The following is a 26,128-nucleotide window of genomic DNA, read 5'->3' as shown; positions in this document are numbered from 1 at the left end:
TCCGCAGCGTACGCGCACTGTCGCGGAGAGTTTCCAGCCGGTTGACTGAAATGCCTCGCAAGAGGCCGGCCGGGCCGCCGGCTCCCCCTCGTACAGTGCGGCGGCCCGCTTCCGCGCCGTCCGCCCAGCTGCCTGCCCGACACTCCGTGGCGGGGCGGACGGTGCGCCGGCGGCAGCTTGGCGGTGCGACTAGACGCCGTGGCGTTGACGGTACGTCGTCGGCTGCGGGTGCGTCGTGGTTGTTCGCGCAGTTCCCCGCGCCCCTGAAAGATGGCGGCGGTCGTTGCGGAGGACGAGGAGTGCGACGTCGTCGGCGGGTCTTCCCCCTGCGTGGCGCAGCAGCCCGCCGAAGACGGCGCGCAGTACCGACTGCGGGGAGACCGGCCCGGCACCCACGGCCTCTGCGAGCGCGGCCGGCAGCGGAAAGAACCGGCCACGTCCGTCACGGGCGTCCTCGACACCGTCCGTGTGCAGGAAAAGTGCCTCGCCGGGCAGCAGCCGACCACAGGGGAGGGCCGGAAGCTCGGCGGGCAGCGGGAACGGCCCGAGGGGAGGGAGCGGTTCGGCCCGGGTCAGCAGTTCGGCCCGGGCCGGACCCAGCAGATACGGCCAGGGGTGCCCGCAGTTGAGGACGCGCACCTCGCCGTCCCGCTGGATCTCCAGCAGCAGTACGGTGACGAACTCCTCGGCGACCGGGTTGTCCGGCTCCGCTCCGGCCGAGGGGTGCTCCGCCCGCGCCCGTTCCCGCAGATGCCGGGCCAGCGCCCGCTCCAGCCGCCGCAGCACACTGCCGAGTTCGGCCTCGTCGTGGACGGCCTCGCGGAAGCTGCCGAGCACGGCGGCGACCGTACCGATGGCGGCGAGCCCGTGCCCGCGCACATCGCCCATCACGACCCGCACACCGTGCTCGGTGGCGATGACCTCGTACAGATCCCCGCCGATGGTCGCGCAGCGGTCCGCGGACAGCTGGGCCGCGGCGATGTTCAGCCCGTCGATCCGCGGCGGCAGCGGCCGCAGCAGCACATTCTGCGCGGCACCCGCGACCTGCCGGACCTCTCTGAGCTCGCGCAGCAGCACATGCCGGACGTGGAGTATCAGCCCGGTCCCCACCGCGAAGAAGACGGCACTGGTGCCGATGCGCGCCCCCAGCCCGTTCTGCTGGGCGAGCGGACAGGCCAGTTTGTACGTGATCGCCATGGCGCCCCACACCGCGGGGAGCCCCAGCGCGAGCACCCGGCGCAGCGGCGGCCGCCCTGCCGCGCGGGGAACCCCAGCCTTGATGCGGATCATGCCGATTGGCCCCCCACTCAGGCCGTGAAGCACAGACGGACCGACCCCGAAAGGCCGGTCCGATTCTGTCGACCGCATGGCCGGACAGGGCCAGATCGCCCGAGGTTGCCACCCAAACGAGTGACAACCTCCAGGCCACCTGCACTTATGCAGCTAGGGGGGCTGATGCGCCCCAAAGGGGCGCGGGGAACTGCGCGACAAGCCACAGAAGTCCCGCAGCCGCCAACGAAGCAACAGCTCCCCGCCCCTTGGGCGAACTAGCCCCGAAGCACTGCTCCCGCCCGCTCGCCCGCGAGGGCAACCGCTGCGTCGCGCGCCGCGGAGGCCTCGTCAACGGTCAGAGTCCGGTCGGGCGCCCGGAACCGCAGCGCATACGCCAGCGACTTCTTCCCCTCACCCAACTGCTCGGCGTTCTCATACACGTCGAACAGCCGGATCGCCTCCAGGAGCTCACCCGCCCCGTCCCGCAGCGCGGCTTCAACGTCGGCGTGCGGCACGAACTTGTCGACGACCAGCGCGACATCCTGCGTGGCCACCGGGAACGTGGAGATGCCCGGCGCCTGCGGGGTGTCGTTGCCGACCTCCTCCAGCACATCCAGGTCGATCTCCATCGCACTGGTGCGCTCGGGCAGCCCGAGGGCCTTCACCACACGCGGGTGCAGCTCACCCGCGTGGCCGACGACCGTCTCCGTACCGTCGACGACGACCACGAGTTCGGCGCAGCGGCCGGGGTGCCACGGACCGTACTGCCCCTTGCGGACGATCAGTTCGGCACCGGCTTCGCGCGCGGCGACGCGTCCGGCCTCGACCGCGTCGGCCCAGTCCGCCGGACGGCCCTTGCCCCACCAGCCGGCCTGCTCGCGGGCGCCCGCGAGGACGACGGCGACATGGCGCGGCTGCTCGGGCAGCGCGGCGTTCAGCTCGGCGATCTCCTCGTCGGTGGGACGCCGGTCGACGGGCAGGGCGACGGCGGTCCTCTGCTCCTCGCGCGGGAGGAACACCAGCCCGGTCTCGAACAGCGCCAGGTCGTGCGAGCCGCGGCCGTTGTTGCGCCGCAGGGCGCCGAGCAGCCCCGGCAGCAGCGAGGTGCGCAGCGCGGGCTCCTCGTCGCTGAGCGGGTTGGTGAGCTTCACGACGCGGCGGTTCGGGTCGTCGGCCTCCAGCAGCAGCTGGTCGAAGACCTGCTCGCTGACGAAGGGGTAGTTGGGCGCCTCGACATAGCCCGCCCCGGCCAGCGCGCGGCCGACCCTGCGGTGCAGCCGCTGCCGGTGGGTGAGGCCACGGCCCGAGGGGAGCTTGGGCAGCGTGGAGGGCAGGTTCTCGTAGCCCTCCAGGCGGATGACCTCCTCCGCGATGTCGTTGACCTCGAGGAGGTCGGGCCGCCAGGACGGGACGGTGACGATCAGCTCGTCCTGCCCGTACACGTCGCAGCCGATCTCCTGCAGCCGCCGTACGACGGTCTCGCGGCCGTAGTCGACGCCCGCCACCTTGTCCGGGTGGTTGGCCGGGACGGTGATGGTGTGCGGGGCGGACGGCGTGATGACCTCGGTGACGCCGGCCTCGGCGGTGCCGCCCGCGAGCAGCACCAGCAGGTCGACCGTGCGCTGTGCGGCGGCGGCCGCGGCCTGCGGGTCGACGCCGCGCTCGAAGCGGCGGGACGCCTCCGAGGACAGCTTGTGGCGGCGGGCCGTGCGCGCGATGGAGACCGCGTTGAAGTGGGCGGCCTCGATCACTACGTCGCTCGTGGACTTCTCGGTGTCGTCGTGGTCGGCGATCTCGGTGTTGGCGCCGCCCATGACACCCGCGAGACCGATGGGGCCGCGGTCGTCGGTGATGACGAGGTCCTCGGCGTCCAGGGTGCGGGTGACTCCGTCGAGCGTGACGAGCTTCTCGCCCTGTTCGGCGCGGCGCACGCCGATGGTGCCCTGGACCAGCGAGCGGTCGTAGGCGTGGAGCGGCTGGCCGAGCTCCATCATCACGTAGTTGGTGACGTCGACGGCGAGCGAGACGGGGCGCATGCCGACCTTCTGGAGCCGGCGCTGCAGCCAGATCGGGGAGCGGGCCTCGGGGCTGAGCCCGGTGACCGTGCGCGCGGTGAAGCGGTCGCAGCCGAGCGGGTCGGAGACCTGCACCGGGTAGCCGAACGCGTTCGGGCCGGGGACGTCGATCAGGGCCGGGTCGCGCAGCGGCAGGCCGTAGGCGATGGCGGTCTCACGGGCGACGCCGCGGATGGACAGGCAGTCGCCGCGGTTGGCGGTGACGGCGATGTCCAGGACCTCGTCGACCAGCTCGAGCAGCTCGATGGCGTCCTTGCCGACCTCGGCCTCCGGCGGCAGCACGATGATGCCCTTGGTGCCGTCGTCGCCCATGCCCAGCTCGTCGCTGGAGCAGATCATGCCGTGGGACGTCTTGCCGTAGGTCTTGCGCGCGGAGATGGAGAAGCCGCCGGGCAGGGTGGCGCCGGGCAGCACGACGACGACCTTGTCGCCGACGGCGAAGTTGCGGGCGCCGCAGACGATCTCCTGGGGCTCGCCGGTGCCGTTGGCCTGGCCGACGTCGACGGTGCAGAAGCGGATCGGCTTCTTGAACTCCGTCAGCTCCTCGATGGTCAGCACCTTGCCGACGACGAGCGGGCCCTTGAGGTCGGCGCCGAGGTGCTCGACGGTCTCGACCTCGAGCCCCGCCGAGACGAGCTTCTCCTGGACGTCACGGCCGGTTTCCGTCGCCGGCAGGTCGACGTACTCCCGCAGCCAAGAAAGCGGGACCCGCATCAGATCTCCATCCCGAACGGCCGGGTGAACCGGACGTCACCCTCGACCATGTCTCGCATGTCCTCGACGTTGTGGCGGAACATCAGCATCCGCTCGATGCCGAACCCGAAGGCGAAGCCGCTGTACTTCTCCGGGTCGACGCCGCAGGCGGTCAGCACCCGCGGGTTGACCATGCCGCAGCCGCCGAGCTCGATCCAGCCTTCGGAGGAGCAGGTGCGGCAGGGGCGGTCGGGGTTGCCCACGGACTCGCCGCGGCAGACGTAGCACACCATGTCCATCTCGGCGGACGGCTCGGTGAAGGGGAAGAAGTTGGGCCGCAGCCGGGTCTTCATGCCCTCGCCGAACAGCGACTGGACCATGTGGTCCAGGGTGCCCTTGAGGTCGGCCATGGTCAGGCCCTCGTCCACGGCGAGCAGCTCGACCTGGTGGAAGACGGGGGTGTGCGTGGCGTCCAGCTCGTCGGTGCGGTACACCCGGCCCGGGCAGATCACGTAGACCGGCAGCTCACGGCTGAGCAGCGAGCGGATCTGGACCGGCGAGGTGTGGGTGCGCAGCACGACACCGGACTCGGTGCCGCCCTTGGGGCCTTCGACGAAGAAGGTGTCGTGCTCACCGCGGGCCGGGTGGTCCGGGCCGATGTTGAGCGCGTCGAAGTTGAACCACTCGGCCTCGATCTCGGGGCCCTCGGCGACCTCGTAGCCCATGGCCACGAAGACGTCCTCGATCCGCTCCGAGAGGGTGGTCAGGGGGTGGCGGGCGCCGGCCGGTACGCGGTCGTACGGCAGCGTGACGTCCACCGACTCCTCGACCAGCACGCGCGCGTCCCGCTCGGCCTCCAGCTCGGCCTGGCGGCCGGCGAGCGCCTTGTTGACGGCGCCGCGGGCCTGACCGACCAGCTTGCCGGCGGCGGCCTTGGCGTGCGGGGGCAGGGCGCCGATCTCGCGGTTGGCGAGGGCCAGCGGGGAGGTGCCGCCGGTGTGGGCGACCTTGGCCTCCTGGAGCGCGTCGAGGGAGTCCGCGGCTGCGAAGGCGGCGAGCGCCTCGTCCCGCATGCGCTCGATCTCTTCCGGTTTCAAGGCCTCGACCTCTACCGGGTCGTACGACTTATTCGGTGCCGACATCTCTTCCCGTGCTTCCGATTGGCTGGCTGAAGGTCCCCGTCACCGACTCACACAGAGGTCAGAGGGCCGTCCATGGGACACAAAGGTGCCAAAGGCCGAGTCTAACGGGGTGGAGGTGTACGAATGCGCCCGTGGGCCGCTCTCCGGCTCTCAGGTGAGATACGCCGGGGCCGCCACGGGCAACGTAAATCGGAACTCCGCCCCTCCCTGGGGGCCGCGGCCGACCGTGATGGTGCCGCCGTGGGCCTCGACGATGCCCTTGACGATGTAGAGCCCGAGGCCCGTGCCACCGCGCTTGCTGCCCCGCCAGAAGCGGGTGAAGACGCGGTTCATGGACTCCTCCGGGATGCCGGGCCCCTCGTCGCTCACGGTGACCGACGTGCCGGTGTCCTCGTCCTCGCGGGGGGACTCCGTGGCCGTGATGTCAATCGTGACGGTTCCCTCGCCGTGCCGCACCGCATTTTCCAGCAGGTTGCTCAGCACCTGGTCGATCTTGTCGGGGTCGGCCCACAGCGAGGGCAGCGGCTGCTCGATCCTGAGCAGGAACCGGTCGGCGGGCTGTCCGGCGGCGACGTACGCCTGGATGTGCCGTCCCACGGCCGCGCCGATGTCGACGGGCTGGCGCCGCACCTCCAGCCGGCCGCTGTCGATCCGCGAGATGTCCAGCAGCTCGGCGATGAGCCGGGTGACCCGGTCGGCGTCGGCGTCGACGGTCTCCAGCATCAGCCGCTTCTGGTCGTCGGTGAACCGTTCCCACTTGGCCAGCAGCGTGGCGGTGAAGCCCTTGACGGAGGTCAGGGGCGACCTGAGTTCATGGGCCACGGTCGCTATCAGCTCCGCGTGGCTGCGCTCGGTGCGGCGGCGGGCCTCGGTGTCGCGCAGCGAGACGACGACCCGGCGGACCGGGCCGGTGGGTTCACTGCGGACGTACCGGGCCGATACGAGGACCTCCCGCCCGCCGGGAAGCAGCAGATTCCGCTCGGGCTGCCGCCGGCGGATGGCGAGCCCGCCGTAAGGGTCGGTCAGCTGCCACCAGCGCCGCCCTTCCAGGTCCTCTAACGGCAGCGCCTTCTCCAGCCGCTGCCCGAGGGCGTCCCGGGCGGGGACGGCGGAGATGCGCTCGGCGGCGGCGTTGAAGCAGATGACGTGGCCGTGCTCGTCGGCGACGACGAGGCCGTCGGGCAGTTGGTCGGGGTCGATGCCGAGCTCGGCGAGATCACCGTGGCGGGGCGCGGGTGCGCGCCGCGCGTCCCGTGATCCCCGTGCCCTGCTCGTGCCGACACTCATTCCCCGCAAACCCACCCTTCAGACGGCGCAGGTGGCCCCCGAGCTGGTCACCCTACTAGCTGTCAGTGACGGAACGGCACCCTGTGGAGGCGCGCTGTGCACGGGCCGACGCATACAGACATACGGCGGCCGCGGTGGCGAGGTTCAGGCTCTCGGCCTTCCCGTGGATCGGGACGCGCACCACGGCGTCCGCGAGTGCGCGGGTCTCCTCCGGAAGCCCCCACGCCTCGTTCCCGAACACCCAGGCGGTCGGCCCGCCCATGGTGCCCTTGTCGAGCTCGTCGTCCAGGTCGTCGGTCCCGGCCCCGTCGGCGGCGAGGATCCTCACACCGGCCCGCCTGAGCCCCTCGACCGCCTCCTCCACGGGGACGCCGACGGAGACGGGCAGATGGAACAGCGAGCCCACGGAGGCCCGTACGGCCTTGGGGTTGTAGAGGTCGACGGACGCGTCGGTCAGTACGACGGCCTCGGCGCCGGCGGCATCGGCGCACCGCAGCACGGTCCCGGCGTTCCCGGGGTCGCGCACGTTGGCGAGTACGGCCACCAGCTTCGGCTCGGCGGCCAGGATCTCCTCGAAGGGCGTGTCGATGAACCGGCAGATCCCGACGAGCCCCTGCGGGGTGACGGTGGTCGAGATGTCGGCGATCACGTCATCCGCGGCGAGATGCACCCGGGCGCCGGTGGCTCGGGCCTCGCCGATGATGTCGGCGTACCGCTCGGCGGCCTCGACCGTCGCGAACAGCTCGACCAACGTGTCCCCGTAGGCCGCCGCCTCCCGCACGGCCTGCGGCCCCTCGGCGAGAAACAGCCGCTCCTTGCTCCGGAAGTTCCGCCGGGCGAGCCGCCGGGCGGCCAAGACACGGGGGGAACGGGGGGAGATCAGCTCGGGGCTGGCGGAGGGCATGGGGCTCACTTTCGGAAAACTACACAACAGGACCCGCAAGCCCTCAGGCCTGCGGGTCCCTCATGTCACGTCGGCTCAGAGCCGGCGCGGCGTCACGCGGCCTTCGGCGCGTTGACGTCGGCCGGAAGGGCCTTCTGCGCGACCTCGACCAGCGCGGCGAACGCGGTGGCGTCGTTGACGGCCAGCTCGGCCAGGATCTTGCGGTCGACCTCGACGTTCGCGGCCTTCAGACCCTGGATGAAGCGGTTGTACGTGATGCCGTTGGCGCGGGCAGCGGCGTTGATGCGCTGGATCCACAGCTGGCGGAAGTCACCCTTGCGCTTCTTGCGGTCGTTGTAGTTGTAGACCAGCGAGTGGGTGACCTGCTCCTTGGCCTTGCGGTACAGGCGCGAACGCTGACCGCGGTAGCCGGAGGCCTGCTCGAGGATCGCCCGGCGCTTCTTGTGGGCGTTGACTGCCCGCTTGACGCGTGCCACTTGTTAACTCCTTGTAGCGGGGCCGTGGTTGGACTCACACGGCCCGGAAACGATTGGGTCCCGGTCCAGACGTACGGCGCTCGGCGATCGAACGATCAGGCGCCGCTCACGTCACTTGCCGAGAAGCTTCTTGATCTTCGCGGCGTCGCCCGGGGCCATCTCGGCGTTGCCGGTCAGGCGACGCGTCACGCGGGACGACTTGTGCTCGAGCAGGTGGCGCTTGCCGGCGCGCTCACGGAGCACCTTGCCGGAGCCGGTGACCTTGAAGCGCTTGCTGGCACCGCTGTGCGACTTGTTCTTCGGCATAGCGCCGTTCTCTCCTCGTCGGTGGCGCTCCGGTGCCCGGTCACGAAAACCGGGCACGGTGGAGCGTCGTTCGTGTTTCGGTTACATCCTGGGGACCTGCGTCCCCCGGGATCACGCCTCGGCGGAAGCCTCGGCAGGGGCCTCGGTCTCCACGGCGTTCTCGGTCTCCGCGGCGTTCTGCGACTTGCCGGGGTTGGCCTTCGCTTCTGCCTTGCGGGCTTCCTGCGCCTGGCGGGCCTCGGCCATCGCCTCGGTCTTCTTCTTGTGCGGACCGAGGACCATGATCATGTTTCGGCCGTCCTGCTTCGGGTTCGACTCCACGAAACCGAGGTCCTGGACGTCCTCCGCGAGACGCTGCAGCAGTCGGTAGCCCAGCTCGGGCCGGGACTGCTCGCGACCACGGAACATGATCGTGATCTTGACCTTGTCGCCCTGCTTGAGGAACCGGACGACGTGACCCTTCTTGGTGTCATAGTCGTGCGGGTCGATCTTCGGCCGGAGCTTCATCTCCTTGATGACCGTGTGCGCCTGGTTCTTGCGCGCCTCACGGGCCTTCATGGCCGACTCGTACTTGAACTTCCCGTAGTCCATGAGCTTGCACACGGGCGGACGGGCGTTCGCCGCGACCTCGACCAGGTCCAGGTCGTACTCCTGCGCAAGCTCCAGTGCCTTGGCCAGCGGGACAATGCCCACCTGCTCGCCACTGGGACCGACAAGTCGCACCTCGGGAACGCGAATCCGGTCGTTGATGCGGGGCTCGGCGCTGATGGATCCTCCTCGGTTAGCACCACACGGCGGTCTGGCGGACAGCCGCGTATGTCTCTTTCGTTAGACCTAACCGCGCCGAAGCATGAAAAATGCCCCGGACGATCACAGGCGGGGCTCCAAAGCACTACCGGAGCACCGCCGCGATGACGCGGGGCGCGCTTTCGGGCGACTCCATCGTCCGTACGGAACGATGGTGGCCGCCTGACCGGGGTGACCCGCCGTCCCGGAGGACGGTCAGGTGGGAGATCGGAGCCTCCACTTGTGGGCCGGACACGTGAGCGTCCAGCCGGTCGTCACACAAGGTTAGCAGCAACCCGGGGGTGGTGCTAACCGGCCTGCTCCGGGCCCTATCGTGTGGGGCATGAGTGACACCCCTCCTGAGTCTTCCGAGTCCCCCGCCGACTTCGACGCCATGACGCGCGACATCGCCGAGGTCCCCGCCGTCGAGGTGATCGTGACGGTCGCCGTCAACCTGATGAGCGCCGCCGCGGTGAAGCTCGGGCTGACCGAGGAGGGCGACAAGTACAAGGACCTGGACGAGGCCCGCAAGCTGGTGACCGCGCTGGCCGGTCTGCTGGACGCGTCCACGACCGAGATCAGCTCCTTCCACGCGGCGCCGCTGCGCGACGGCCTGAAGTCGCTGCAGCTGGCGTTCCGCGAGGCCTCGCTGGTGCCGGACGAGCCGGGCCAGGGGCCGGGCGAGAAGTACACGGGTCCCGTTTACGGCTAGTCGATCACCGTACGTACAAGGGCTCGCCCGGCGGCGTCGCCCCGGCCGGCAGCAGTGCCAGGTCGAGGCCGCGCACCAGGCGGGCCCTCAGTGTTTCGTCGGCGGCCAGGCGCTCGGCGACCGCACGGGCGGCCTCGGCGGGTGCGGCGGACTCGTCCACTACCAGGGCGAGGGTGCCGTCGGCCTGGCCGGGCCCGAGGTGGGCGCGCAGCACGGCGGGCTCGGCGGCGACCGCGGTCCGTACCGCCTCCCGTACGGCGGGGTCGGCGAGCGGATCGTCCGTCGTACGGCCCTCGGCGAGCGCGAGCAGCGCGGAGCCCGTCAGCTCGAAGGGCACGGGTCCGGCCAGGTCCAGTAGTACCGTGTCCGCCTTCTCGTGCGCGGCGGCCTGGAGCGCCTGGTGCAGGGGTACGGCGACGGGGCGGGCCGCCGGGTCCCAGCGGGCCAGGGAGTCGGTGGAGGTGAAGGCCGGCAGGGCGGTGCGGGACCCGGCCTTGAGGGTCGGTACGGCCATGTCGCTGGTCTTCTCGCGGCGCAGCCCGTTCTCGTCCTCCTCGACCTCGCCGAGGACGGCCACCACGGGGACGAGCAGCCGGGCGCCCTTGAGTGCCTCCAGGACGGGGCCCACTGCGGTGCGGTCCTCGGCCCAGGCGGTGAGCGCGGCGGCCAGCCGGGGGTCGGCGGTGCCGTCGTCGTCGGAGAAGCCGGAGTCGGGAATGTTCTTGTTCGCCACGGTCACCGACCCTATCGGGCGGATATCGGGGGGATGCTGCTGGGCTTGTGCGGTTCCGGAAACCGCTGGTTCACACGGTTCACGGATTTCTCAGATTTCCCTGACGCACATCTAACTTCCGTCTAACAGGGCGCACAGTCGCCGCCTCCAGCATCGCGGGATGGAGTCCCCCAGAGCCCGTCGCAGCCGCGCTCGTCCCTCCAGGACGCGCACCCTGCTCCACACCACCCTCGCGGTCGTGGCCGTCGTCGGCGTCACGGCCGCCGGGACCGTGTATGTGAAGGCGCGCGCGCACTCCGGTGCGAGCCCCGTATCGTCGTCGGCGACGGCGTCGGCCTCCACCCCGGCCACGGCGGACGGGGAGGATGCGGTGGAACCTGTGGCGGAGCCGGCGGTGGACTACGACGCGCTGCTGGCCAAGGCCCTGAAGCCGGTGTCCGTCGAGGACGGCGCGAAGGTGTCGGTGGCGGTGCTCGACCTGGACTCGGGCGAGAGCGCCACGTACGGGGACGGCGCGTTCGACACGGCGAGCATCGTCAAGGTCGACATCCTGGCGGCGCTGCTGCTCCAGGCGCAGGACGCGGGCCGCCGCCTCACGGCGAGCGAGAAGTCGTACGCCACCACGATGATCGAGAACAGCGACAACACCGCCGCGTCCGCGCTGTGGCGGATCATCGGCAGGGCGGAGGGTCTCGACGCCGCGAACAAGCGGCTGGGGCTCACGGACACCGAGGGCGGCGACGGCATGCTGTGGGGGCTGACGCAGACCACGGCCGCCGATCAGCTCACTCTGCTGCGGCAGGTGTTCGGGGACGACTCGGAGCTGAGCGAGTCCTCGCGGACGTATCTGCGGGGGCTGATGGGGCGGATCGAGGCCGACCAGCAGTGGGGCGTTTCGGCGGCGGCCGACGGCTCCGCTTGGGCGCTGAAGAACGGCTGGCTGCCGCGCAGCACGACCGGGCTGTGGGACATCAACAGCATCGGGCGGGTGACGGCCGACGGCCGAGGCCTCCTGGTGGCGGTGCTGTCCAAGGGCAACCCGACGCAGGCGAAGGGGATTTCACTGGTCGAGTCGGCGGCGAAGGCGGCGGTCTCGGCGCTGGCAGGGGGCGCCGCGTCCGCTTCCGCTTCGCCCTCCGCGTCCGTCCCGGAGTGACGGGCCGGCGGCTCAGAAGCCGTCGAAGCGTGGGCGGCGGCCGCGCCACAGGACGACCGCCGCGACGAGCAGGACCCCGCCGAGGCTGCCCGCGAGCGGGGCCGCCCAATCGCTGGTGCCGCCACCGGACTTGGACTCGTCCGGTCCTGGGCCGAAGTACTTCTCGCCGTACGACGCCGCCCGCAGGCCCTTGGGCTTGAGGCGCCCGGCGGCCTTGATCGCGGCGGCCGGGTCGATGAGGCCGAAGCCGCGGGAGTCGTCGCGTCCGCCGGCGGGAGGGTTGCGGGCGGTGTCCTCGAGGAGCTGCTTGATCTGGGCGGGGGTCAGCCCGGGGTGGGCGGCCTTGATGAGGGCGACCGCGCCCGAGACGAACGCCGAGGCCGCGCTGGTCCCCCAGCCCTCGTAGTACTTGTGGTCGGGGTCGGCGATGACGATCTTGTCGCCGGGGGCGCTGACGGTGGCGTACCAGCGGCGGGTGGAGAACGAGGCGCGGACGCCGAAGCGGTCGACGGCGGTCGCGGCGATGACGCCCGGGTAGGCGGCGGGGTAGGAGACGTGGTCGCCCTTGTCGCCGCCGTTGCCGGCCGAGGCGACGACGGTCACGTTCTTCTTCAGGGCGTACTGGACGGCCTCGTCCTCGGCGGGTTCCGGGTGCGCGGAGGCGGAGTCGTCGCCGAGGGAGAGATTGATGACGTCGGCGCCGTGGTCGGTGGCCCAGCGGATGCCTTCCGCGAGGGCGTTGCCGCGGGTGGAGCGGGCCTTGCCGCGGGCGGTGTCGCCGTCCTCGAGGATCACCCGCACCGGCAGGATCTTCGCCTCGGGGGCGATGCCCATGACACCGTCGCCGTCGCCGGGGCCGTGTCCGTGCCCCGCGATGATGCCGGCCATGGCGGTGCCGTGCCGGGCCCATGCCCGGTCCCCCTGCCGGGCCCCGAAGCCGATCATGTCCTTGGCGGGCAGGACGTTGCCGACGAGGTCGGGGTGGTCGGCCTCGACGCCGGTGTCGAGGACGGCGACGGTGATGCCCCTGCCCTTGGTGGTCTGCCAGGCCTGCTGGGTGTGCATGGCGTCGAGGGCCCACTGCTGGGCGCGGATGCCGTCGGCGTGCGCGACGGTGGACGGCACCAGGGCGAGGGAGGCGGCGAGCAGGACGCTCAGACCTGCGATGCGGCGCGTCACGAGGGGTTCTCCGTGGGCGAGGTGACGTCTTTGCGCAGGGCCCGTTCGATGCGGTCGGCGAGGCCCTGCGCCTCGTTGCCGAGGCCCGCCTGGGCGGGGGCCGCGGTGGCGCCCGCCTGGGTGGCCTGCTCGGCGGGGACCGGGGTGTCGACGCTGCGGCCGTCGGCCCAGCCGGAGACGGCGTAGACGACGACGGGTGCGTCGGTGAGGACGGAGACGGTCCAGGAGGCGCGCTGCTTGCCGCCGAAACGGGCGGCGGCGGTGTTCTTCGCGGCGTAGGGGCGGGGCATGAGGTCGGCGCGGGTGCCGAGGCCCTGGCTCTGGAAGCGTTTGGCGAGGGAGGTCATGGATGCGGCGTCGCCCTCGGTGAAGAGGAGGCCGACGGTGGTGACGAAGCTCTGGGTGGCGTCGGTGTAGGTGGCGCGGAGCAGCCGCCGGCAGCCGACCGGTGCGAGGGCTTTCTGCAGCAGCGGGTCGAACGCGTTCCTGCATCCGCTGTCCGGTGCGACGGCGATGCGGGTCCAGGTCCGGTCGGCGCCGCCGGGTCCGGCACCCGTGCCCTGCACGGTGCGCGGGAACAGCTGGTCCACGGGCGCGCTGTGCCACAGGCTCCCGGCCGCGGCGAAGGTGCCCTGCCCGCCGTCGTCCCCGGAGCCACCGACCAGCCAACTCCCGGTGACGGCCCCGCCGATGAGACCGAGGCCGAGCACGACACAGGCGGCGACGGCGACGGTGCGCGAACGCAGCCGCCTCCCGAGCGGTCGCGGGCGGACCCGCTCGTCATACCCCTCGGGCTCCCCGAACGACACCACGGGCCGTCCGCCCCCGAGCCCTCCACCGGACGCCCCCGGAGCACTCCAGGAAAGCGCCGGGTCGGGCCCCGCGCCCACACCCTCCACCCGGCTGCTCGGCAAGGGCGGCATGGGCGGGGACTGCGACACGTGACCGGAGCTCGGGCGCGTGGCGGGCATGGGAGGTGTGGCCCCGCCGGGCGTCGAGCCCGGCCGGGCAGGCGGCACCGACGTGGACGAGCCGGGCCGGTGGCTCGGCTGGGCAGGGGCAACGGTCGGGCGGGGTGGCGGCGTGGCCGTGCCCTGGCGGGCCTGCGCCGGCGGCGGGGTGCTGCCGGACGGCTGCGCGGCCGCACCGGACCGGGAGGCCGGACGGGCAGGAGGCATGGGCCCGGCAGTCGAGCCGGGGCGCCGCGTGGGAGCCGGGCCGGCCGTCACCGGAGGCGTGGTCGAACCGTCGGGGCTCCCCGCCGGACGGGCAGGAGGCACGGAAGCGCCGGCCGACTCGGCAGGGCGCCGCGGATCGGCAGACGGTCCGCCCGACCGCGCACCCGAACCCGCCGAACCATCCGGACCCGGCGGAACAGCCGAACCAGAACCCGTGGCCGCGCGCGCAGAGGACATCCGGCCGGCAGGCGAATCGGCACGGCGGCGTGGGTCGGCAGGCGGTGGTCCCGGTCGCGTGGCCGAGTCGGCGGGAGCGTTCGACGTGGTCGGGGCGATCGGGCGGAGGCGCGTGGTGGATTCCTGGGCGGTTTCCGCGGGGGCATTGGTGGTGCCGGGCGCGGGTGTGGGGCGGTGGCTCGGGCGTGGGGGTACGGCGGCGGTGCCCGGTGCGGGCGTGCCGGCGTTGTCGCGGTCCTCCTCGGGGCCGGACGCCGGAGGGGCGTCCGGGAAGCGGGCCGAGGCCGACGGCGGGGGCGCGGTCTGCGGACTAGACCAGGGCTCGCCCCCAGCGACACCGTCCCGGCTGGGCTCGGGCGCGGCTTCGGTGTTCGAGCCCGTGGAGCCGGTGGAGGGGGTGCGGCGGCCGAACGCCTCGAAGCGTTCGGAGCCTCGCCACGGGGACCACGCCCCGCCGGAGGCCGTGGTGGCGTCCTGCGGCCGGCTTTCCGACGGCGACGACCCGACCGTCGGCGGCTGGGGCGGGCGCGGCGGAATGGAGGCGTGCTGCGCTTCCGTGCTCATGCGCCCCCCCGTTTCCTCGCGCCCGGGCCGTCTACCTGTACGCGGGCCGTCGTCCTTGCGCTCAACCGACCGACGCCGGGCCAGTCCGTCCCGGGCACGCATACCCGCACGAACGGACCGGCATCCGGATGCATGTGCAACCGCCGCCGTTCCGCCGTACGTGCGCGTCACTCTACGGGCTGCCCCTGTCGATACGGGAACCAGTCCACGAGCACGAGGCATCTGCCCGGAACGTCCCCCTACCCTGCGGTAATCCTGTCTGGCAGGCTTCGTTCATGACTGCGCGCGCCGCCGACCGGGTCCGTTACGACCGGGCCACCGCCCATCTCGACGCCCCTCTCGCCATCGTGGACCTGGACGCCTTCGACGCCAACGCGGACGATCTCGTCCGCCGTGCGGGCGGCAAGCCGATCCGGGTCGCCAGCAAGTCCGTCCGCTGCCGGGCCCTGCTGGAGCGGGTCCTCGCGAAGGACGGCTTCGCGGGCATCATGTCCTTCACCCTCGCCGAGTCCCTGTGGCTGGCGCGCGGCGGCTTCGACGACGTCCTGCTCGCCTATCCGTCCGCGGACCGCGCCCGCTTCGCCGAGCTGGCCTGTGACCCCAAACTGGCCGCCGCGGTGACCGTCATGATCGACGATCCCGCACAGCTGAGGCTCATCGACGAGGCCCGCGACGGCGGGAGTGAAGTCATCCGCGTCTGCCTGGAGTTGGACACCTCCCTGAAGCTGCTCGGGGGGCGGGTGCGCGTCGGGGCGCGCCGCTCGCCGCTGCACTCGCCCGCCCAGGTCGCCGACATGGCCCGGCTCGTGGCCCGCCGGCCGGGGTTCAAGGTCGTGGGGATCATGGCGTACGAGGGGCACATCGCCGGCGTCGGTGACTCGATCGCCGGGCGGCCGCTGCGGTCGCGTGCCGTACGGCTCATGCAGGCGACGGCCCGCCGGGAGCTCGCCGAGCGGCGCGGCGAGGTGGTGCGTGCGGTGCGGGCCGTCGTACCGGATCTGGAGTTCGTCAACGGCGGCGGCACCGGCAGTGTGCAGCACACCGCCGCCGAGGACGCCGTCACCGAGATCGGCGCCGGCTCGGGGCTGTACGTGCCGCGGCTGTTCGACAACTACACCTCGTTCAGCGGGCGCCCGGCGGCCCTGTTCGCCCAGCCCGTCGTACGGCGCCCAGGGGTCGGGGTCGTCACGGTCCTCGGCGGCGGCTACCCCGCCTCCGGTGCGCCCGGCAGCGACCGGCTGCCCGTCCCGCACCTGCCCGAGGGGCTGCGCTACGACCCCCAGGAGGGGCCCGGCGAGGTGCAGACCCCGCTGCTCGGCTCCCCCGCCGACGACCTGCTGATCGGCGACAAGGTGTGGTTCCGGCACGCCAAGGCCGGTGAGCTGTGCGAGCGCTTCGACGTGCTGCATCTGATCGAGGGGGACGCGGTGACGGCGACCGTCCCGACGTACCGTGGGGAAGGCCACACCTTCCTGTAGCCGGTGCACGGTCCCTCGCGTCGGTCAGTACACGGTGTCCGCCTGGTCCGGGACGACGAAGCCGTCGTCCCGCAGCAGGGCGTCCTTGGCCCCGTCGGAGGCGTTGTGGGCCTTGGTCGAGCACGGGTACGGGTCCGGCCTGCGCGGCAGGGGTTCGATGAACATGGGGTTGATCAGCCAGCGGCCGTCGGCGTTGTCGTAGGCCCGGCACATCAGTTCCGGCTTGTTGCGGTTGAGGACGAGGTGGGCGCCGGTCGCGTCGCCGACGAAGGTGACGTCGGTGTCGGCGTCCCCGGCCGCGAGGACCGGGCGCCGCGGCCACGGCTGCCGCTGCCAGGCGGCGGCGCCCCGGACGCCGTAGATCTCCTGGTTGATCCAGCAGCGTTTGCCGTCGATGTACGGGATCACCGTGCCCCGGGTCGCGGGGACGTTGCCACAGCCCTGGTTGCTGGGTGTGATGCGGCCGCGGTGGTCGAGGAGGGAGCGGATGGCGATGGTGTGGGCGGGGTCGATGCCGATGGCCCGGGACCAGACCTCGGTGATCGGCTCGGAGCCCGCGGAGACGATGTAGACGTCGAATCCGGCCCGTTGGAGGGTGTGGATGAGGTCGCGCTGCTGGTCGTAGTAGCGGACGTAGGCGGGCACGGTGTGGGTCCCGAGGGTGCGGGTGGCGCCGATGGGGGCCGCCAGGGCCTCGGTGCGGGCCTGGCGGGCGTAGGAGGCGAGGTCGGCGGGGGTGCGGCCGGCGAAGAGCTGGGGGATCCAGGCGTACTGCGGGACGGTACGGCGGTGGTTCCAGGTGCCTGCGAAGGCGGGGGCGCCGCTCGCGGTGGTGGCGTTCTCGCGGATGTCGAGGATCTCGTCCGTGCAGCGGGGGTTGGTCGAGGTGCGCAGGGGCTCGGGGGTGCCGGTGCCGCAGGCCTCGGCCAGGGCGCGGTCGGCGGCGTCGGTGAGCCAGGGGCTGGTGTCCTTCCAGCGGGCCGGGCGCAGGAGCCGGTCGTGTCCGAGGGCCCAGGAGAGGGTGGCGTCGGTGACGTCGTTCTTGGTGACGGTGTTGTCCCAGTCGAAGACGGCGACCGGGTGGCCGCCGGCTCCCGAGCAGGTGCCGCGCTCGTCGATCACCTGCTGGAGGCGGGCGCGGTTGTCGCCGTACCAGATGCCGGTCAGGCGGGGGCAGTTCGAGGGCGGGGAGACGGGGGGTGCGGTGGGCGCGGCCGCCAGTGCGGCGGCCGCGGCCAGGGTCCACGCGAGAAGGGGTCGCATACGCGTGGACCGTACCGTTTCGTCCCTACAGGGGCGTGACGTACGCGCCCGCGATTCCGCCGTCCACCAGGAAGTCGGTGGCGTTGACGAAGGAGGAGTCGTCGCTGGCCAGGAAGGCGACGGCGGCGGCGATCTCCTCGGCCTCGGCGAACCGGCCGACGGGGATGTGGACCAGGCGGCGGGCGGCCCGCTCGGGGTCCTTCGCGAACAGTTCCTGGAGGAGCGGGGTGTTGACCGGGCCCGGGCAGAGGGCGTTCACGCGGATGCCCTCCCGGGCGAACTGCACGCCCAGCTCGCGGGACATGGCGAGCACGCCGCCCTTGGAGGCCGTGTACGAGATCTGGGAGGTGGCGGCACCCATCCGCGCCACGAAGGACGCCGTGTTGATGATGGAGCCCTTGCCCTGCTGCCGCATGTAGGGGATGGCGGCCTTGCAGCACAGGTAGACGGAGGTGAGGTTGACCTCCTGGACGCGCTTCCAGGCCTCCAGGCCGGTCTCCAGGATGGAGTCGTCGTCGGGCGGGGAGATGCCCGCGTTGTTGAAGGCGATGTCGACGCTGCCGTAGGTGTCGAAGGCCGTCTTGAAGAGGGCTTCGACCTGCTCGGCGTCGGTGACGTCGACCTTGACGAAGGTCCCGCCGACCTCGTCGGCGGCCGCCTTGCCGCGGGCCTCGTCGACGTCGCCGCAGACGATGTTCGCGCCCTCGGAGGCGAGCCGGCGCGCGGTGGCGAGGCCGATGCCGCTGCCGGCTCCGGTAATGACGGCCGTACGGCCCACCAGACGGCGGCAGATGTTCTGTTCGGTCATGAGCGGTCAGGCCTCCGTGCTGATGAAGACGTTCTTGGTTTCGGTGAAGGCGGCCAGTGCGTCCGGGCCGAGCTCGCGGCCCAGGCCGGACTGCTTGTAGCCGCCGAAGGGGGTCCAGTAGCGGACGCTGGAGTGGGAGTTGACGGAGAGGTTGCCCGCCTTGACCGCCTGGGAGACGCGCAGGGCGCGGCCCAGGTCGCGGGTCCACAGGGAGCCGGCGAGGCCGTACGGGGTGTCGTTGGCGAGGCGGATCGCGTCGGCCTCGTCGGTGAAGGACAGCAGGACGGCTACGGGCCCGAAGATCTCCTCGCGGGCCGCCTCCGAGTCGTGCCGCTCGCCGGTGAGGACGGTGGGCGGGAACCAGAACCCGGGCCCGTCGGGGGCGCTGCCGCGCAGGGCCGGGGCCTCGTCGGGCACGAACGACCGTACGCGGTCCAGCTGTTGACGGCTGATCAGCGGGCCCATCTGGGTCTTCTCGTCGGCCGGGTCGCCCACCACGACCGTGGACAGCGCGTCGGCGAGCAGTTCGCGGACCTCGTCGTACACGGACTCCTGGACCAGGATCCGGGTGCGGGCGCAGCAGTCCTGGCCGGAGTTGTCCAGGAAGGAGAAGGGGTCGACGGCGGTCTTGAGGTCGGCGTCGGCGAAGACGATGTTGGGGCTCTTGCCGCCGAGTTCGAGAGTGACCGGCTTGACCAGCCGGGCGCAGCGCTCCATGATCTCGCGGCCGGTGCGGGTGGAGCCGGTGAACACGATCTTCGCCACGTCGGGGTGGTCGACGAGGGCGCGTCCTGCGATGTGGCCGTAGCCAGGGACGACCTGGAAGAGGTGCTCCGGCAGGCCCGCCTCCAGGGCGAGTTCGGCCAGCCGCAGGGCCGTCAGCGGGGTGGTCTCGGCGGGCTTGAGGACGACCGCGTTGCCCGCGGCGAGCGCCGGGAAGGAGCCCCAGGCGGCGATGGGCATCGGGAAGTTCCAGGGCGCGATGACGCCGACCACGCCGAGCGGCTCCTGGAAGGTGACGTCCCAGCCGCCGGTCACGGGGATCTGCTTGCCGAGGAGGCGTTCGGCACCGCCCGCGGAGTACAGCAGGAGGTCGCGGGCGTTGCCGGCCTCCCAGCGGGCGTTGCCGAGGACATGGCCCGCCTCGCGGACCTCCAGCCGGGCCAGCTCCTCGACGTGCGCGTCGACGACGTCGGCGAAGCGGCGCAGCAGCCGGGCCCGGTCGGCGGGTGCCGCGGCCGCCCAGGTCCGCTGGGCGGCCGCCGCGCGGGCGACGGCGCGGTCCACGTCGGCCGCGTCGGCGGCGGGGACGGTGGCGACGACCTCCTCGGTGGCGGGGTTCAGGACGACGAGTTCGTGCTCGGCAGACAACAGGGGCCTCACATGCGTTCGAAGGAGCGGCGCAGCTCCCAGTCGGTCACCGCGGCGTCGAAGGCCTCGAGCTCGACGCGCGCCATGTTGCGGTAGTGCGCGACGACCTCGTCGCCGAAGGCGGCCTTGGCGATCGGGCTGTTCTCCCACAGCTCGGCGGCCTCGCGCAGGGTGGTCGGGACGTGCTCGTACTCGGCGGTGTACGCGTTCCCCGGACAGGGCTCGGGAAGCTCCAGCTTCTGTTCGATGCCGTACAGCCCGGCCGCGACCAGCCCGGCGACGGCGAGGTGCGGGTTGACGTCACCGCCGGGCAGCCGGTTCTCGAACCGGAGGGACCGCCCATGGCCCACGACCCGCAAGGCGCAGGTGCGGTTGTCGTGGCCCCAGGCGACGGCGGTCGGGGCGAAGGAGCCCGGCTGGAAGCGCTTGTAGGAGTTGATGTTGGGGGCGTAGAGGAGGGAGAAGTCGCGCAGCGCGGCCAGCTGTCCCGCCAGGAAGTACCGCATGACGTCGGACATGCCGTCGGGACCGGCCATGGCGTTGTTCCCGGCCGCGTCCGCCAGCGAGAGGTGGATGTGGCAGGAGTTGCCCTCCCGCTCGTTGTACTTGGCCATGAAGGTGATCGACACGCCTTCCTGGGCGGCGATCTCCTTGGTGCCGGTCTTGTAGATCGCGTGCTGGTCGCAGGTGACGAGGGCGTCGTCGTAGCGGAAGGCGATCTCGTGCTGGCCGGGGTTGCACTCGCCCTTGGCGGACTCGACGGTCAGGCCGGCGCCCGCCATCTCGTTGCGGATACGGCGCAGCAGGGGCTCGATGCGTCCCGTCCCGAGCACCGAGTAGTCGATGTTGTACTGGTTGGCCGGCGTCAGCCCTCGGTAGTTGGCGTCCCAGGCCTGCTCATAGGTGTCCTTGAAGACGATGAACTCCAGCTCGGTGCCGACCTGGGCGGTGAAGCCGTGCTCGGCGAGGCGCTCCAGCTGGCGGCGCAGGATCTGCCGCGGGGCGGCGACCACGGGCGAGCCGTCGTTCCAGGCGAGGTCGGCGATCAGCATGGCGGTACCGGCGTTCCAGGGCACCCGGCGCAGGGTGCGCAGGTCCGGGTGCATGGCGAAGTCGCCGTAGCCGCGCTCCCAGGAGGACATCGCGTATCCGTCGACCGTGTTCATCTCGGTGTCGACGGCGAGGAGGTAGTTGCAGCCCTCGGTGCCGTGGTGGAGGACCTCGTCGAGGAAGAAACGTGCGGCGAACCGCTTGCCCTGGAGCCGACCTTGCATGTCGGGGAAGGCCAGGACGACAGTGTCGATCTCACCGCTCGCGACGAGGGCATGCAGCTCCTCGACGCTGAGCGGGGGTGTGCGGTCTGCCACGGGAGAGCTCCTTCGACTTCTGCTCGCTTTTTCGACCGGGCCGGAAGCCATAAGGTATTGCGGAGAACCATTGCTTGGGAAGGGGGTGCGGCGGGATGTCGCTGGATCCGGACGGCAGCCTGGAGGACCGGCTCACACCGGTACTGCGGCCGGTGCGGGCGGGCAACGGCTTCGAGGAGGCACTGGAGCAGATCCTGCAGGTCGTACGGCTGGGCCTGGTGCCGGGGGGCGAGCGGCTGCCCGCCGAGCGGGAGCTGGCGGAGCGCCTCGGGATCAGCCGGGTGACCCTGCGCGAGGTGCTGAAGGTGCTGCAGGACCAGGGTCTGGTGGAGTCCCGGCGCGGACGCTACGGCGGCACGTTCGTCCTGCCCCGCGCGGACGCGGGCGGCGAGGACGAGCTGCGGCGCCGGGTCGCCGAGGTCGACATCGAGGACGTCCTGCGTTTCCGTGAGGTCCTGGAGGTGGGGGCGGCGGGGCTGTGCGCGACGCACGGCCTGGGAAAGGAGCAGGCGGACCGGCTGCGCGAGGCGCTGGCCCGCACGGGCGACGCACCGCTCGCCGACTACCGGCGGCTGGACACGATGCTGCATCTGACGCTGGCCGAGCTGTGCGGATCGCCGACGCTGACCGCGCAGTACGCGGCGGTCCGGGCGACGGTGAACGACCTGCTCGACTGCATCCCCCTGCTCGTCCGCAACCTGGAGCACTCGCAGCGGCAGCACGTCGCTCTGGTGGAGGCGGTCCTGGACGGGGACGCGGACGGGGCGCGGGAGATGATGCGGGAGCACTGCGCGGGGACGGCGGCGCTGCTCAGGGGCTTCCTGGCATGAGGAGCCGCTTTCTCGGGAGCCTTGCCTTCGAGGGCACCCCTCAGCAAAGGTATGAATACAATCCTTTGCGGGACCGGGAGGACGCATGGCGGACGGGCCGCTGATCGGCATCAGTACGTATCTGGAGGCCGGAGCGCGCTGGGGCGTGTGGGAGCTGGAGGCCGCGCTGCTGCCGGCCGGCTATCCGCGGCTGGTGCAGCGTGCGGGCGGGCTGGCCGTGATGCTGCCGCCGGACGCGCCGGAGCACGCCTCCGCGACCGTCGCACGCCTCGACGGTCTGGTGATCGCGGGCGGCCCGGACGTCGAGCCGGTCCACTACGGTGCGGAGCCCCACCCCCGGACGGGCCCGCCGGCCCGCGCCCGGGACGCCTGGGAACTGGCGCTGATCGACGCGGCCCTGGCCGCCCGGATCCCCCTGCTGGGCATCTGCCGGGGCATGCAGCTCCTGAACGTCGCCCTGGGCGGCACGCTGGTCCAGCACATCGACGGCCACGCCGAGGTCGTCGGCGTCTTCGGCCACCACCCGGTCAAGCCGGTGCCCGGCACGCGGTACGCCGCCGCCGTGCCCGAGGAGACGTCCGTACCGACCTATCACCACCAGGCCGTCGACCACCTCGGCACCGGCCTGATCCCTTCGGCCCACGCGGCGGACGGGACGGTGGAGGCGCTGGAACTGCCGCCCGCCGACGGCTGGGTGCTGGGCGTGCAGTGGCATCCGGAGATGGGCGACGACCTGCGGGTGATGCGGGCGCTGGTCGAGGCGGCTGCTTCGGCTACGAGGCCTTCAGCCGTCTCCTGAGCCAGGCGAGGGCGGCGTCGCCCTGGGCGCGCTGGAAGGAGCGCAGGGTGGGCAGGCCCGGTGGGGCGGGCAGCAGGGAGTGCTCCACGAAGTACCCGGCCAGGGCCGCGAGCGCGGCGGTGACGCCGTCCGGATCCGCGTCCCGGCCCAGCGGATGTGCCGTGAACACCTCCTCCGGGTCCGGACCGCCCTGGGCCCGCACGCACGGCAGCATGACCAGCAGGTCGAACCACGGTGCGGCGCGCACCGCGTGCGGCCAGTCGACGAACACGACGCGGTCGTCGGCGGTGAGCAGCATGTTGTCGGCGCGCAGGTCGGCGTGGGCGAGGGTGTCGCCGCGGGCGGCCCGCGTCCAGTCCGCGGCGATGTCGGCGAGGCGGGACAGTCGGGAGAAGGTCCAGGCGTCGAGGCGGCCGCGGACCTCGTGCTCCGGCTGTGCGCGCAGCCGCTGCCAGCCGGAGAAGTCGTCGGCGAGCGCCTCGGTCGCGGGCGGGGCGTCCACGGGGGACGGGGTGAGGGTGCGGCTGAGTTCTCCCACGGCGTCGAGGACGCGCTGCAACTCCTGCTGCCGCCAGGGGACATGGGGCTGGCGGCCGGGGATCTCCTCCAGGACCAGGGCGACCCAGGTGCCGTCGTCGTAGGTGCCGAGGAGGCGGGGAGCGGGGACGGTGGGCGGGAGGGCCGCGGTGTGGCGGGCCTCCGTGCGGTGCAGGGTGGGGCTGTGCGGGTTGGTGTCCGCGCTCACCGCCTTGACGAAGGCACGGCGGCCGTCGGCGGTGCGGATGCGGGCCGCTGTGCCCGGGGAGAAGCCGCCGGGTTGGGTGACGGCGTGGACGACGGGGGTGCCGCCGAGGACGTCTGCGACGGCATCACGCACGGTGGGTGGGAGTGCCTCCCAGGGGGTGCGGACGCCTGCGGCGGGCGGGGCGGGGGTGGTCATGCGGTTCATGGTGCGGGCCGTCCGTGCCACCGCGCCAAGGGTTTTCGGGCTGATTTTCAGCCCGTCCGGCGTTTGAGGACGAGGCCGTTCAGGCCGAAAGCGGGGGTCTGGGGGCAGCAGCCCCCAGGGTCGGGACGGGAAGGGGCGGCGGGGGCGAGGAAAAGTCGTTACCCGCGGGTGAGCGAAAGGAGATCGCGTGCCGGCCCCACCGGCCGGTGCCCCGTCGGCCACACCGCCCGCAGATCCCTGGCCAGCGCGACGCCGTCGACCGGCACCGACACGAGACGCCGCATAGCGAGCTCCTCCCCCACCGCCAGCTCGCTCAACACCGCCGGCCCCGCCCCACTGACCGCCGCAGCCTTCACCGCAGTCGTCGACGACAGTTCGATCAGCGGCCGCGCCAGCCCACCCAGCGCCGCATCCAGGACCTGCCGGGTCCCCGACCCCGTCTCGCGGAGGATCAGCGGCGTCGCCGCCAGCTCCGAGGCCTCCAGCGGGCGCCTGCGGCGGGCCCACGCATGCCCCGGCGCCGTCACCACGATCAGACGGTCGTGGGCGATCACCGTCGAGTCCAGGCCGGGCGGCACACTCACCCCCTCCACAAAACCCAGGTCCGCCTCACCCGACAGCAACCGCTCCGCCACCGCCGCCGAGTTGCCCGCGAGCAGGGACACCGCCGTGTCGGGCCGCTGGGCGCGCAGCGCCAACAGCCAGCCGGGCAGCAGGTATTCGGCGATGGTCATGCTCGCCGCCACCCGCAGCCGGGAGTCCCGCCGGTCCCGCAGCGCCTGCGCCCCCACGTCGAAGGCCTCCGCCGCCTCGACGATCCGCCGCGCCCAGTCCGTGACCAGCGCTCCGGCGTCCGTGAGGCGGGAACCCCGCGGGGAACGGTCGACGAGAGCCACACCCAACTGCCGTTCCATGGACCGGATCCGGCTGCTCGCCGCCGGCTGTGTGATCCCCACCTCCCGCGCGGCACCGCCCAGGCTGCCGAGCCGTGCCACCGCCAGCAGCAGCTCCAGCGCCCCGAGGTCGGGCACCCGATGCGCCAACGGGACGGCGACGGCCGGCGGCTCCTCCCTGTTACCCATAACTCCAGCTTATGCCCTCATAGAGACATACTCCCTGGTTGCAGGGGACCGGAAGCGAGACCGTGAGGCATGGTCACCGCAGCCCAGCCCCTTCCGCGTGCCACCGCACGCCCTCCGCGCGCCACAGCCGTCCGCCACCTCGGACCCAACTGGTACGCCGCAGTCATGGGCACCGCCATCGTCGCCACCGCAGGGTCGGCACTCCCCCTCGGCATTCCCGCTCTGCGCACCGTCTGGGCGGCCGTGTGGGCTCTCTCCCTAGGCCTCCTGCTCGCTCTCCTCGCCGCCCGCACCCTGCACTGGAGGCACCACCGCGACCAGGCCCGCGCCCACCTCCTCGACCCGGCGACGGCACCGTTCTACGGGTGCCTCGCCATGGCCCTGCTGGCCGTCGGCGGCGGCGCCGTCACCGTAGGCCGGGAGTGGATCGGACCGGACGGCGCGCTGCTCCTCGACGCCGTGCTGTTCACCGCCGGGACGGTGGTGGGGCTCGCGGCCGCCGTCGCCGTCCCGTACCTCATGGCCGTACGGCACAAGGCCGAACCGGCGCAGGCCACGCCCGTGTGGCTGCTGCCCGTCGTCGCGCCCATGGTCTCCGCGGCGCTCGGGCCGCTCCTCGTGCCGCACCTGCCGCCCGGGCAGCCCCGGCAGACACTCCTGTTCGCCTGCTTCGCGATGTTCGGGCTCAGCCTCCTCGCGACCCTGCTGATGCTGCCGGTGATCTTCGGCCGGCTGGTCACCGGTGGTCCGCTGCCCCTCGCCCTGACCCCGACGCTGTTCCTGGTGCTCGGGCCGCTCGGGCAGTCCACCACCGCGGTCGGCAGGTTCGCGGACGTGGCCCCGGGGGTCGTACCGGCGCCGTTCAGCGAGGGATTCGGCATCCTCGCCGTCCTGTACGGCGTGCCGGTCATGGGCTTCGCGCTGCTGTGGCTGGTGTTCGCCACCGCCCATGTGGTGCGGGCGCGGCGGCAGGGCATGGGCTTCGCGATGACGTGGTGGGGCTTCACCTTCCCGGTGGGGACCTGCGTCACCGGCGCCGAGGCGCTCGCCCGGCACACCGGGCTCGTCGTATACGACTGCCTCGCGGTCGCACTGTACGTCCTGCTCGTCGCCGCCTGGGCCACCACCGCCCTGCACACGACCCGCGGCCTGATCAGCGGAGCACTGCTCGCAGCACCCCGCCCAGCACCCGCGGCGCCCCGGCCAACGACGGCCCACACCACGTCAGATGGCACCCACTGACCACAGCGCACCTCAGCCCCAGGAACCGCCCCAACACGGGGCTCGTCGCACACAGCCGGCTCGCGGTCGCACCGTACGTCCTGCTCGTCGCACACAGCCGGCTCACGGCCGCACCGTACGTCCTGCTCGTCGCCACCCGGGCCACCACCGCCCTGCACACAGCCCGCGGCCTGATCAGCGGAGCACTGCTCGCAGCACCCCGCCCAGCACCCGCGGCGCCCCGGCCAACGACGGCCCAC

General features: G+C 72.4%; 22 protein-coding genes and 1 pseudogene. 6 read left to right on the top strand and 17 right to left on the bottom strand.

Annotation, left to right across the window (positions count from 1 at the left end):
- Positions 1-189: 189 nt before the first annotated feature.
- The 8 genes and pseudogenes from ABT254_RS10085 to infC form a co-directional block, all read right to left on the bottom strand.
- Positions 190-1,290, bottom strand: coding sequence for a PP2C family protein-serine/threonine phosphatase (locus tag ABT254_RS10085; protein WP_351466342.1), 1,101 nt, complete (start codon positions 1,288-1,290; stop codon positions 190-192).
- Positions 1,291-1,547: 257 nt separating this feature from the next.
- Positions 1,548-4,061 carry a phenylalanine--tRNA ligase subunit beta gene (gene pheT, locus ABT254_RS10080; protein WP_351466339.1) on the bottom strand — a complete coding sequence of 838 codons (2,514 nt, stop codon included), beginning with the start codon at positions 4,059-4,061 and terminating at the stop codon, positions 1,548-1,550.
- Positions 4,061-5,182 carry a phenylalanine--tRNA ligase subunit alpha gene (gene pheS, locus ABT254_RS10075; protein WP_351466336.1) on the bottom strand — a complete coding sequence of 374 codons (1,122 nt, stop codon included), beginning with the start codon at positions 5,180-5,182 and terminating at the stop codon, positions 4,061-4,063. The genes pheT and pheS overlap by 1 nt, the downstream gene beginning before the upstream one ends.
- 150 nt (positions 5,183-5,332) lie before the next feature.
- Entirely contained in the window at positions 5,333-6,469 is a 1,137-nt protein-coding gene (locus ABT254_RS10070) for a sensor histidine kinase (RefSeq protein WP_351466333.1), read from the bottom strand.
- A 55-nt stretch (positions 6,470-6,524) separates the two neighbouring features.
- Complete coding sequence (locus ABT254_RS10065; protein WP_351466330.1) at positions 6,525-7,373, bottom strand: TrmH family RNA methyltransferase; 849 nt, start codon at positions 7,371-7,373, stop codon at positions 6,525-6,527.
- 92 nt (positions 7,374-7,465) lie between these two features.
- Positions 7,466-7,849: a 50S ribosomal protein L20 gene (gene rplT, locus ABT254_RS10060; RefSeq protein WP_004933571.1), complete on the bottom strand. Its 384-nt coding sequence runs from the start codon at positions 7,847-7,849 to the stop codon at positions 7,466-7,468.
- Positions 7,850-7,960: 111 nt separating this feature from the next.
- Complete coding sequence (rpmI, locus tag ABT254_RS10055) at positions 7,961-8,155, bottom strand: 50S ribosomal protein L35 (RefSeq protein ID WP_004933563.1); 195 nt, start codon at positions 8,153-8,155, stop codon at positions 7,961-7,963.
- Between the two features lie 111 nt (positions 8,156-8,266).
- Positions 8,267-8,948: pseudogene (gene infC, locus ABT254_RS10050) on the bottom strand (translation initiation factor IF-3).
- 336 nt (positions 8,949-9,284) lie between these two features.
- Between infC and ABT254_RS10045 the strand changes: the two are divergent.
- Positions 9,285-9,653, top strand: coding sequence for a DUF1844 domain-containing protein (locus tag ABT254_RS10045; protein WP_351466327.1), 369 nt, complete (start codon positions 9,285-9,287; stop codon positions 9,651-9,653).
- A 4-nt stretch (positions 9,654-9,657) separates the two neighbouring features.
- On the opposite strand, the gene ABT254_RS10040 is transcribed toward ABT254_RS10045, so the two are convergent.
- The gene (locus ABT254_RS10040; RefSeq protein WP_351466324.1) at positions 9,658-10,386 is read right to left on the bottom strand and encodes an SseB family protein; all 729 of its coding nucleotides are present in this window, start codon (positions 10,384-10,386) and stop codon (positions 9,658-9,660) included.
- 160 nt (positions 10,387-10,546) lie between these two features.
- Between ABT254_RS10040 and ABT254_RS10035 the strand changes: the two genes are divergently transcribed.
- Positions 10,547-11,542: a serine hydrolase gene (locus tag ABT254_RS10035; protein ID WP_351466321.1), complete on the top strand. Its 996-nt coding sequence runs from the start codon at positions 10,547-10,549 to the stop codon at positions 11,540-11,542.
- 12 nt (positions 11,543-11,554) lie between these two features.
- Here ABT254_RS10035 and mycP read toward each other — a convergent pair whose 3' ends face one another.
- Together mycP and ABT254_RS10025 are read right to left on the bottom strand one after the other, a co-directional pair.
- Positions 11,555-12,721, bottom strand: coding sequence for a type VII secretion-associated serine protease mycosin (gene mycP / locus ABT254_RS10030; protein ID WP_351466318.1), 1,167 nt, complete (start codon positions 12,719-12,721; stop codon positions 11,555-11,557).
- Positions 12,718-13,530, bottom strand: coding sequence for a hypothetical protein (locus tag ABT254_RS10025; protein WP_351466893.1), 813 nt, complete (start codon positions 13,528-13,530; stop codon positions 12,718-12,720). Before ABT254_RS10025 ends, mycP begins: the two co-directional genes overlap by 4 nt.
- A gap of 1,445 nt (positions 13,531-14,975) precedes the next feature.
- On the opposite strand from ABT254_RS10025, the gene ABT254_RS10020 reads away from it, so the two are divergent.
- Positions 14,976-16,178: an amino acid deaminase/aldolase gene (locus ABT254_RS10020; protein ID WP_351466315.1), complete on the top strand. Its 1,203-nt coding sequence runs from the start codon at positions 14,976-14,978 to the stop codon at positions 16,176-16,178.
- Positions 16,179-16,202: 24 nt separating this feature from the next.
- Here ABT254_RS10020 and ABT254_RS10015 read toward each other — a convergent pair whose 3' ends face one another.
- Genes ABT254_RS10015 through ABT254_RS10000 form a run of 4 tightly spaced genes read right to left on the bottom strand, consistent with a single transcriptional unit; the run spans position 16,203 to position 20,987 of the window.
- Positions 16,203-17,441: an HAD family hydrolase gene (locus ABT254_RS10015; RefSeq protein ID WP_351466312.1), complete on the bottom strand. Its 1,239-nt coding sequence runs from the start codon at positions 17,439-17,441 to the stop codon at positions 16,203-16,205.
- Between the two features lie 25 nt (positions 17,442-17,466).
- Positions 17,467-18,249: a 3-oxoacyl-ACP reductase gene (locus ABT254_RS10010; RefSeq protein WP_351466309.1), complete on the bottom strand. Its 783-nt coding sequence runs from the start codon at positions 18,247-18,249 to the stop codon at positions 17,467-17,469.
- Between the two features lie 6 nt (positions 18,250-18,255).
- On the bottom strand, positions 18,256-19,620 hold the full coding sequence (locus tag ABT254_RS10005; protein WP_351466306.1) for an aldehyde dehydrogenase family protein: 1,365 nt from the start codon (positions 19,618-19,620) through the stop codon (positions 18,256-18,258).
- An 8-nt stretch (positions 19,621-19,628) separates the two neighbouring features.
- Positions 19,629-20,987: a glutamine synthetase family protein gene (locus ABT254_RS10000; RefSeq protein ID WP_351466303.1), complete on the bottom strand. Its 1,359-nt coding sequence runs from the start codon at positions 20,985-20,987 to the stop codon at positions 19,629-19,631.
- 95 nt (positions 20,988-21,082) lie between these two features.
- On the opposite strand from ABT254_RS10000, the gene ABT254_RS09995 reads away from it, so the two are divergent.
- Complete coding sequence (locus ABT254_RS09995; RefSeq protein ID WP_351466300.1) at positions 21,083-21,817, top strand: FadR/GntR family transcriptional regulator; 735 nt, start codon at positions 21,083-21,085, stop codon at positions 21,815-21,817.
- Positions 21,818-21,902: 85 nt separating this feature from the next.
- Positions 21,903-22,616, top strand: a complete 714-nt coding sequence (locus ABT254_RS09990; protein ID WP_351466298.1) for a gamma-glutamyl-gamma-aminobutyrate hydrolase family protein — start codon at positions 21,903-21,905, stop codon at positions 22,614-22,616.
- Here ABT254_RS09990 and ABT254_RS09985 read toward each other — a convergent pair.
- Together ABT254_RS09985 and ABT254_RS09980 are read right to left on the bottom strand one after the other, a co-directional pair.
- Entirely contained in the window at positions 22,591-23,556 is a 966-nt protein-coding gene (locus ABT254_RS09985; RefSeq protein ID WP_351466295.1) for an aminoglycoside phosphotransferase family protein, read from the bottom strand. The two genes, ABT254_RS09990 and ABT254_RS09985, sit on opposite strands and share 26 nt — an antisense overlap.
- A gap of 167 nt (positions 23,557-23,723) precedes the next feature.
- Positions 23,724-24,647 carry a LysR family transcriptional regulator gene (locus ABT254_RS09980; RefSeq protein ID WP_351466292.1) on the bottom strand — a complete coding sequence of 308 codons (924 nt, stop codon included), beginning with the start codon at positions 24,645-24,647 and terminating at the stop codon, positions 23,724-23,726.
- Positions 24,648-24,716: 69 nt separating this feature from the next.
- On the opposite strand from ABT254_RS09980, the gene ABT254_RS09975 reads away from it, so the two are divergent.
- Positions 24,717-25,889: a TDT family transporter gene (locus ABT254_RS09975; protein WP_351466289.1), complete on the top strand. Its 1,173-nt coding sequence runs from the start codon at positions 24,717-24,719 to the stop codon at positions 25,887-25,889.
- The last annotated feature ends 239 nt before the right edge of the window (positions 25,890-26,128 follow it).

It is taken from the genome of Streptomyces sp. NPDC001137 (genome assembly GCF_040298885.1).
Classification (GTDB): domain Bacteria; phylum Actinomycetota; class Actinomycetes; order Streptomycetales; family Streptomycetaceae; genus Streptomyces.
This window is presented reverse-complemented; position numbering and strand designations above follow the sequence as displayed.